The organism is Streptomyces sp. YS-3 (assembly GCF_045257485.1).
Classification (GTDB): domain Bacteria; phylum Actinomycetota; class Actinomycetes; order Streptomycetales; family Streptomycetaceae; genus Streptomyces.
Window position 1 is genome coordinate 1 of the sequence record NZ_JBJHPC010000508.1, and the last position, 5,215, is coordinate 5,215.

The following is a 5,215-nucleotide window of genomic DNA, read 5'->3' on the forward strand; positions in this document are numbered from 1 at the left end:
ACCCTGACCCCGGCGGACCTCGCCACCATCCCCTCGGCCGACCTCCCGGCGGGGCTGCCCGCGTGGATGCGCTCCGACGAGCCGTGGGCCGCCCGCCAGGGGGCGACACCGGCGGAGAAGCGTGCCACGATCACCGTCCAGATCCCGGCGGACCAACGCCCCTTCAGCTGACCGCCGTCGGCGGTCCGCCCGCACCGCGCCGCACCGCGCGCGGAGTGCTCGCCCACGCCTCGGGCAGCGTCGTCCCGGTGTCGACGACCGCCACGCCCAGTTGCTCCGCCGTCAGACCGACCACCCCCGACAGGTCCGCGTCCACCAGCCTCGTGCCCGTGAAATCAGCCTGCCGGAGACTCGCGCCGCGCAGGTCGGTGCCTCTCAGGACAGCGCCCTCCAGATGGGCCCGGTCGAGCCACGCGCCCGCGAGGAAGGTGTCCCTCAGCCAGGCGTCCTCCAGCCGGGCGCCGATCAGGTCGGCCTTCTCCAAATGGGCGCCCCCGAGCCGGACGCGGTCCAGCCTCGCGTCCCGGAGGTCCGCTCCGCGCAGGTCCGTACGCCGCAGGTCGATACGGAACGGCTCCTCCCGCGGCGGACGTCTGCCCAGGACCGTCAGGGCCGCCTGCACGGACTCCTCCGGCGGCGCCTCGGCGGGGGGCACCCCCTCGGACGACACCGTCACCTGGTCACGGACGAACGCGGCCAGGACCTCGACCACCGTGAGGTGGTCCTTGGCGGAGTCCCGCATGATCCGCTCCAGCGCGTAGATACCGCCGAGCCGCTCGACCGTGCGCTCCGAGGCGAGGAGTTTGATGGCCTCCACATAGCGGCCGGTGACCTGGCCGTCGCGGGCGATCTCGGCCTGCTCGCGGTCGCGTTCGCGGGTGTGGCCGAGCGTACGGTCGGTGTAGTAGAGGCCCGCCCCGGCGACCGCGCCGGCGCCGAGCGCGACCAGCGCGGTGCGGAACCCCGTGATCACCACACCGTCGGCGGGCTGGAGGTCCCGGTGGCGCAGCCGGCCGCCGTCGAGCCACCAGGGGCCCTGCCACAGCAGCAGGGCGTAGCCGACGAAGCCGACGGCCAGCAGCGCGAGGACCAGCGCGCGCCTCCGGCTCCGTCTCATACGCGGGAGCATGTCCCCGCCGGAGTCGCCGTATGCCTTGCGGGGCACGCCGTGTTGGGTCTCCCCCAGCGGTCCCGACCGGTCGCGGGCACCGCTTCTGGTAGTTCTGGGAACGACCGAGTCCTGATCCGTGCCCATCTGGAGGCCGCCATGGCCGTTCGCCGCGTAGTGCCCAACATCCGTGCGCAGGCCCCGGCCCGGAGCCGGGAGTTCTACGGTTTGCTGGGGTTCGAGGAGGTGATGAACCACGGCTGGATCATGACCCTCGCCTCCCCGTCCGCCCCCACGGCGCAGGTCAGCCTGATGTCCGAGGACAGGACCGCGCCGGTGGTGCCCGATCTGAGCGTCGAGGTGGACGACGTGGACGCGGCGTACGCGGCGGTGCGGGCGAGCGGCGCGGAGATCGTGCATCCGCTCCAGGACGAGGAGTGGGGCGTGCGCCGGTTCTTCGTACGCGACCCCGACGGCCGGGTGGTCAACGTGCTGGCGCACCGCTGACGGAACCCCGTGCCGCCCGGGGCGGGTGCGCCCGGGCCGGCACGGGGGTGGCAGCTAGGGCGTGTTGCGAAAGTGGCGCCGTCCGCCCGCGGGACTTTCGCAACACGCCCTAGCCCCGCAGGTCCACCACGGCGCGCAGTTTGCCGCTGGTGGGGCTGCGGTCCAGCTTCGCGCCGTCGACCGCCTCGACCTTCAGGTCGAGCAGTCGCTCGGTGACGGCCGAGCGCAGCTCGGGATAGTCGGCGAGGAAGGCCTCGCGCAGCCGCTCCGGGTCGGCGGCGCCCGCGCGTTCCACCCGGACGGTGAGCCGTTCGTGGGTGTCCTGCCGGGTGAGGACGGTCTGGAGTTCGCCGCTGTAGCCGGCCCGCTCCTGCGCGATGACCGCGAAGCGGCGGTGGTTGAGGAAGTGCGTGGCCACCCGCATCACGTCCCCGGTCCTGCCGCGCAGTTCGAAGCGGGGCGCGTGGCTGCCGCACGGGCAGCGGCCCTCGACCGCGCGGCCGAGGTCGCCGATCACATACCGCCCGAGGTGCTGGCCGCGCCGGGCGTGGGTGGTGAAGACCAGGCGGCCGGTCTCCCCCGGGGCCACCGGGCGGTCGGCTTCGAGGTCGAGTATCTCCATGGTGTGCAGATCGGCGTGCAGGTGGTGGACGCCGCCGGTGCTCCGGGCGCACTGGTAGCCGAGCGGGCCGAGGTCGGTGCTCCCGTAGGTGATGGACCGTACGACCTCGATGCCGAAGGAGTCGCGCAGGGTGCGCTGCTGGGCGTCGGTGAAGTGCTCGCCGCCGTAGAACACCTTGCGGATGCCGCCGTAGGCGCGCAGCGCGTCCGCCTCCTCGTGGAGCAGTTGCCACAGGTAGGAGGGCATACCGAAGAGCGTGTCCGCCCGGTGGTCGATCAGCGCCTGCGCGGTGGCGCGGTGGTCCGGGCCGGCCGCGAGCGGCAGTTGGACGCCGCCCAGGCGCTCCAGGATGGAGAAGAAGCTGATGAAGCTGCCGTACATACCGCCGCAGTAGAAGAGGTTGGCGGTGCGGTCCGCCATCGGGTCGTAGCCCGCGGCGAGCAGACCGCGGGCGGCGGCGTGCATCTGGGTGTCGTAGTCGTCGTAGCTGAACAGCGAGAGCGCGGGGGCGCCGGTGCTGCCGCCGCTGCGGAAGTACAGCTCGGCGTCGGCCCTGGAAACCTGCCGGTTGAGCTCCTGGACCTCCTCCTTGCCGGTCAGCGGGCCGCTCGGGGACGGCAGGAGGACCGGCCGGGCCAGGTCGTCCAGGCACGCGGTGGTGGCGAACCGGGCGTCCGCCTGGACCGCGACGCGCCGGCTGTAGCGCTGGAGGGCGTACACCCCGTCGTGGGGCTCTCCCGAGTAGCCCGCGAGCATGGCGCCGAGCGGGGTGACACGGGTGACGCCCGCGGCGAAGGCGGCGCGGGCGAGTTCGGCGGTGTCGGTGGGGCTCGCCGCGATGCCGACGGTCTGGAGGTAGCGGCGCATCGGGCGCAGGGTGCCGATCAGCTTCCTTCGCGGCAGCGGCTTGACCCAGACGCTGCGGTGCAGCGGCGAGGCGGTGAGGGCCGGCCGGGTGTCGGCCATGACCCGCCAGGAGCCGTCGGGTGCGGCGAACACCCGCGTCAGACCGAGGTGTTCTTCCAGTCGGGCGACGAGCTCGGTGGTGGTCAGCTCGGCCTGCTCGGCGATGCCGGGCTTCTCCACGGCCGCGGGCCGGGCGGCCAGTACGTCCGCGAGGCGCTCGGCGAAGGCGAAGACGTCCCGCTCGTCCTCGGTGTCGAGGTAGACCACCTGGGGGCTGGAGCAGGCCTGCTGCTCGTGCAGGCAGACGTCGTCCGCCAGCGCCTCCAGCGCGGCCCGCTCGTCCCAGGCGTCCCGGGTGAGGTAGGCGAAGGAGATGCGGTGGCCCCACTCCACCAGCCGGCAGCCGGGCGGCACATGGGCGGCGACCCCTTCGACGGCGCTCTCGCCGCCCCAGACGGCGACGGCGTCGGCGGGCGCGCACATCAGTGCCAGCCAGTCCTGCCGGGAGGAGGAGAAGCGCAGCACGATGACGCGGGCGGCGAGGGCGCCGGTGGTGTCGAGCGCGGCGAGCTCGGCCAGCAGGTGCTGGGTGAGCAGGGTGTCGCCGCCGCTGGTCTTGAGGATGTTGACGTTTCCGGCAAGCAGTCCCTCGACGATGCTGAGCGGGGCGACGGTGGCCGCGTTGCCCGGCGCGATGTGGGCGACCAGGCCGACCGGCGCCCAGGCCTCGTACACCGTCTCGCGGGCGTCGGGCCGGTTCAGCCGTCCCGGGGCGGTGCCGCCGAGTTCGCGGCGCAGCTTGCGGGTGAGCTCGGTGCGGCCGAGGTAGGTGGCGAGTTCGTCGAGGAGGGACTCCTCGCCCTCCGCGAGATGCGGCGCGAGCCGGTCGCGCACCGGGTGCGCCGGGTCGCGCAGGGCGGTGGCGAGGGCGTCGCAGGCGGCCAGCACCGTCTCGGTCTCCAGCGGGCTCGCCAGGGCCTCCTCGACGACGGCGGACAGGGTGGCCAGGCGCCGCCCGGCCTCCTCGTCGCCGATGAACGCACCCTGCCAGTAGTGGTGTCCGGCCGTCGGGTCCATGGTCTCGGTCTCCGTCTCCGTCTCCGTCTCTGTCCGCGCGGTCACGACATGCCCTTCATCAGTTCGGCGGCGGCCACCGCGCAGCTCTTGTTGCGGCTCACTCCGGCGCGTCCGTGGACGGTGAACCAGTCGGTGTCCAGGTCGCACCCGCACTCCGAGCCGGGGTGCAGCGAGGCCAGGTCGCCCATGACGACGCTCTGCGCCGGTACGGAGGTGATGTACGGGGAGACGAGGTGGAGATAGCCGGTCTCGCCGTACGGCAGCGGCTCCAGGGTGGCGTTGGAGAGGATGGCGACGCGCGACCAGACGGGGGCGTGCAGCCGGTGGTGGTCGCACTCGATGTACGGGATGCAGTGCTCGACGGAGCCGAAGGTGTCGCGGATGCGGTCGCCGGGGATGCCGAGCTGCTCGGTGACGCGGGCGTACAGCTCGTCCTTGCCGATGCGCCGGTCGGCGTGGCCCTTCCAGCCGCCGCCGAGGACGACGAGGGAGCCCTCGGGCAGCCGCAGCGGCGGCAGGCCCATCGCGCGCATCCGCTCCAGGGTGAAGTAGAGGAAGGCGGGGAAGCCCAGGATGCGCACCGGGGCGTCGTCCTGCTCGAAGCGGCGCAGCGCGGCCACGCAGCCGAAGGGGTCGAACTCGTGCCCGTCGCCGGTGTTGCGCAGTGCGTACTCGACCGTGCGGGCCGGGGCGAAGTCGCAGAGGTAGTTGTCGGTGAAGGCCGTGCCGAGGTTGAGGGCGGGGGCCGGCTCGTAGCTGTACAGGAGGTAGTTGACCTCCGTTTCCGGGGTGATCCAGCCGTTGCGCTCGAAGATGCGGGCGACCATGCGCTGGGCCGAGCGGATGGTCCAGCGGTCGAAGAACATCTGCGACTTCTGGCCGGTGGTGCCGGAGGAGGTCAGATGCAGGTCGACGTCCTCGCGCGGGATGGACAGCACTTCGTGGCGCTTGAAGAAGGTGGCGTGCACCAGCGGGGCCCGGTACGGGTGTGCGGG

At 73.0% G+C, this 5,215-nt stretch carries 4 protein-coding genes; 1 reads left to right on the forward strand and 3 read right to left on the reverse strand.

Annotation, left to right across the window (positions count from 1 at the left end):
* Nucleotides 1-163 precede the first annotated feature (163 nt).
* A complete protein-coding gene (locus ACJA3G_RS29410) occupies nt 164-1,117 on the reverse strand; it encodes a pentapeptide repeat-containing protein (protein WP_406556074.1) in 954 nt (317 codons plus the stop codon).
* Nucleotides 1,118-1,267: 150 nt separating this feature from the next.
* Between ACJA3G_RS29410 and ACJA3G_RS29415 the strand changes: the two genes are divergently transcribed.
* Nucleotides 1,268-1,615 carry a VOC family protein gene (locus tag ACJA3G_RS29415; protein WP_406556075.1) on the forward strand — a complete coding sequence of 116 codons (348 nt, stop codon included), beginning with the start codon at nt 1,268-1,270 and terminating at the stop codon, nt 1,613-1,615.
* A gap of 109 nt (nt 1,616-1,724) precedes the next feature.
* On the opposite strand, the gene ACJA3G_RS29420 is transcribed toward ACJA3G_RS29415, so the two are convergent.
* A complete protein-coding gene (locus tag ACJA3G_RS29420) occupies nt 1,725-4,265 on the reverse strand; it encodes an acyl-CoA reductase (RefSeq protein ID WP_406556076.1) in 2,541 nt (846 codons plus the stop codon).
* On the reverse strand, nt 4,262-5,215 hold a 954-nt coding region (locus tag ACJA3G_RS29425), incomplete at its 5' end, for an acyl-protein synthase (protein WP_406556077.1). The genes ACJA3G_RS29425 and ACJA3G_RS29420, both read right to left, overlap by 4 nt.

What these genes read in the sequence shown, in the direction of transcription:
- ACJA3G_RS29410 (WP_406556074.1), bottom strand. Translation starts at nt 1,117, where the DNA reads ATGAGACGGAGCCGGAGGCGCGCGCTGGTCCTCGCGCTGCTGGCCGTC.
- ACJA3G_RS29415 (WP_406556075.1), top strand. Translation starts at nt 1,268, where the DNA reads ATGGCCGTTCGCCGCGTAGTGCCCAACATCCGTGCGCAGGCCCCGGCC.